2 protein-coding genes are annotated in these 3658 nt (G+C 47.2%); both read right to left on the bottom strand.

Annotation, left to right across the window (positions count from 1 at the left end):
• Positions 1-331 (bottom strand): YobI family P-loop NTPase (locus C5O24_RS11725; protein ID WP_133165562.1); only part of this gene is annotated, 331 nt, incomplete at its 3' end.
• An 11-nt stretch (positions 332-342) separates the two neighbouring features.
• On the bottom strand, positions 343-3658 hold a 3316-nt coding region (locus tag C5O24_RS11720; protein ID WP_107681876.1), incomplete at its 5' end, for a type I restriction endonuclease subunit R.

Below are 3658 nucleotides of genomic sequence, written 5' to 3'. Positions count from 1 at the left end.
ATATAAGTTGTTGAAGGATACTATATTCTATTCGGCGATTGAGAGCCTCCTTGTCGTCAGAATTCTTAGATTCATCTTCTCCTGTATCATTGTCCTCACTACCTGATTGAAGTGTTGCTAAAGAGATGGAAAGATAGTTCCGTCTGTCCTTGAAGTCTTGTTTGAGAGTATTGAGCACAGAACTCTTACCCGACCCATAAGGTCCGGTAAGAGCGATATTTCTAATGCCTTCTTCCTCAGCATTTCGAAGAACTTCATCTAGCTCTTCTACGGCCTTATAAGAATCGGGGTCATCTTTCTTTGTAAGAATCCTTGGAAGGAGAGTTTTCATAAACTATATTTTTATAGACCGTTCATTTCGAGGTCGGTGATACTCTTGGCTGTAACGTAGGCGTACATTGTCACGAGGATATGTACTGCCACTTTCAACTCTTCGTCGGTAAATTCAGGAGCGCTGTGAGCTTCGTCGTTGCGCCATGCACGCACTTTTTCAAGATAATCCCGGAAGCGGAAATATCTTGGATCGGTGGTGTGCTTCAACCTGCGTAGCGATTCATGACCAAAAATGCAGTCAGCAAACTGTGTTCTGTCAACTGCGCCTTCGCGGGTTGTCAACTCCCGGTTGTTGATGAGGTAATAGAGCTTCTTCAGGAACGGCTCGAATTTACCGACAAGCGTGTTGAAGTGGGCACGACGGTCAAGTTCTGTCAACCGGTCGTTGCAGAGAAGATGGTTGAGGGAGTTTATGAGAAGGTCGTTTGCTCCGTCAAGTCCTGGTTTTGTTCTCTTCTGGATGATGTTTATGAGATATTCAGCAACTTCATCCAGGCGGCGCGATGTCTGCGCGAGTTCGGCAAACTCAGAACGAATTTCCTCAATTATTTTCTCCGAGAGGCGATGCAAGTCGAGGTCGATATTGCTCTGTTGATTATTGCGCAATGCCATGTCGAGGATATTGCGGATGTATTCGCGTGCAAAGGGAGTGTCGTTCATAAACTCCTCATAGAGGTCTATGCCCTTACCGCTCATGTCAAGGACAAGATCTTGTGCTCTTTCTGAGAAAAGCTCACGAAGCACTCCGTATGAATTTCCAGAACGTACTGCCTCATTGATACTGGGGTCAGTCAACATCATATGGTTGAGCGGACGTAGCACTATGTCGTGGTCCTCAAGGAATCCACGATAGGGCTCGTTGACGATGTCAAGAATCTCACGGAGTGTCTTTTTCTCATCCTCAACTGGTGCTTTCACGTCACCGATGCGGGATGAACTGAGTTCAGCATCCTCATTTTCAAGAGCGATTGTCCCCTCCATCACCATTTGCAAGCGTAGTTTGTTAAGGTCAACGCGGTCAAGAATCTCCATCGGGAGAGTTTCTTTGGTGTATTGCAAACGTGGATAGAGAGCTCGGAGGAATATGTATTCACGTTCAAGCTCAGGGTCGCAATAAGTCAAGAGCTGCGCCATAAAGCCATAGCTTCGGATATAGCGGTTTACGAGTTTGCGGAATTTATCCTTATCTTCGTTGCTCAACGGTGTCTCCCGTTCGCGGACAATTGTGTTGCAGATTGATACTGCCGAAGCTGCATCTTCCTTGACCATTGCGGCTACGACTTGGTCTCTTTCGGCCGTGTTGTACAATTTGAACACCTTTATATCATCGAGAAGGGTATAGAGGCGCTGGGTGTCAACCTCGCCGGTGAGGATGGTGGTCTGATAATACTTTTGGAATGCCTTCTGCACGGAGTCTGCATCATTGCGGAAGTCAATCACCATCGTATCTTCCTTCTTTACACCTCCCTTGTCATAGCAACGATTGAGGCGTGAGAGGGTCTGTATGCACTGGATGCCACCGAGCATCTTATCTACGTACATAGTGTGAAGCAGCGGCTGGTCAAAGCCGGTCTGGAATTTATCGGCTACAATCAAGATGCGGTATTCGGGAGTATCGAATGTTTCTCGGATTTTATCGTCTTTGATTCCCCAGCCGTTCATCTTGTCTTCGGTGTATTTCGTACCATCGGGCAGCTCCACTTCTCCGGAGAAGGCCACCAACGTTTTGAACTCACTACCATATTCCTCAGCGAGTAGGTTGTCGAAAATCTTCTTATAGCGAACAGCCGCCGCACGGCTGTCGCTGACAAACATGGCTTTGGCTTTGCCCCCTATTTTGTTGCGGGTGTGCTGCATGAAGTAGTTGAGAGCCAAACGGGCCTTCAGTGTCATATTCTCCGGCTCCTGATTCAGTTTGCGAAGAATCAAAGCAACAGATTTTTTCTCACCATACAGCTCTTCCGGTTCATTAACGCCGGAGACACCCTCCGTGGTCATAGCCATAGTGGGATGCGCGGAGTTTTTCTCGATGTATTCAAACATCGTTTTGTAGGTGGTGTAGTTGCGAAGCACGTCGAGGATGAATTTTTCGTCGATGGCCTGCTTCATAGTATAGTAATCGTGTGCTACATATCCTTCAGTAGTTTTCTTTCCGAAAAGTGCGTATGTCTTGTCCTTGGGTGTGGCGGTGAAGGCAAAATAACTGATATGCCCCATCTGCTGACGCATTGTCTGCATATAAGCCATGAGAGCATCCATTTCGTTGCTTTCATATCCCTCGCACTCCATTTCGGCAATTAAAGCCTGAATATCCTCGTCGGTGGATAAGGCGTTGACAATATCCTTAGCACTTTCATTGCCTATTGCAGTGTGTGCCTCGTCAATGATGACAGCATAGTTGCGGTGCTTGTCGCGTTTAAGTTCGCTTAGTGCATAACTGAATTTCTGTACGGTGCTCACAATTATGCGCCCACCATCGTTTATCGCTTTGGCGAGTTTCTTGCTGCCGCGACGTATGTCCTTCACCACACCGGCTTCTGTTGCGAATGCGTTTACATCGTCAGCCATATTCGCATTTAGTACGATGCGGTCTGTCACCATGATGATGGAGTCAAACACCGGTGTCTGGTCATTATTGACAAGATTCACGAGCTGATGGGCGAGCCAAGCCATTGATTTAGTCTTGCCGGATCCAGCTGAATGCTCGATAAGATAATTATGACCGGGTCCTTCCTGTTCAACCCACTTGATAAGATTGCGGACAACCCTCAATTGGTGGTAACGAGGAAAGAAAGTGACAGTCTTTCCGTTGTCTGTCACCGATTTGATAAAGTGGTCGATGATGTTGAGTAGGGAGTCTGCTTGCCAAATGTCTTTCCAGAGATAGCTGGTGGCATAATCACCCGGCACTTGCGGATTGACGGAATCAACGTTGAATGGCAGGAACGAAGTATCCTCTCCGTTGAGAAAGGTTGTCATGAACGCATAGTTGTTATCAACTACGAAATGCACCAACGCCGTGCGAAGCATGGCATTCTTGGGGTCGCGGTCGTGGCGATATTGATAAATGCCGTTGGTATAGTTTTGGCCGGTGCCTTCGTTTTTCAGTTCAGCTGTGATAATGGGGAAACCATTGAGAAGAATACACAAGTCAAGTTCATTGCCCTTGTCGGCCTTGTCCTCTGAATAGCGCATTTGGCGAACCACTGCAAATCGGTTGGCGAGATAGAGCTCATGGAGGTTACTATCTTCTCCGGCAAGTGTCGGTTTGGTCTGCATCAGCTTGACCGGGATTCCCTGTATCTTCAGACCATTGCGTAGAATT

The organism is Paramuribaculum intestinale (genome assembly GCF_003024925.1).
Lineage (GTDB): Bacteria > Bacteroidota > Bacteroidia > Bacteroidales > Muribaculaceae > Paramuribaculum > Paramuribaculum intestinale.
This window is presented reverse-complemented; position numbering and strand designations above follow the sequence as displayed.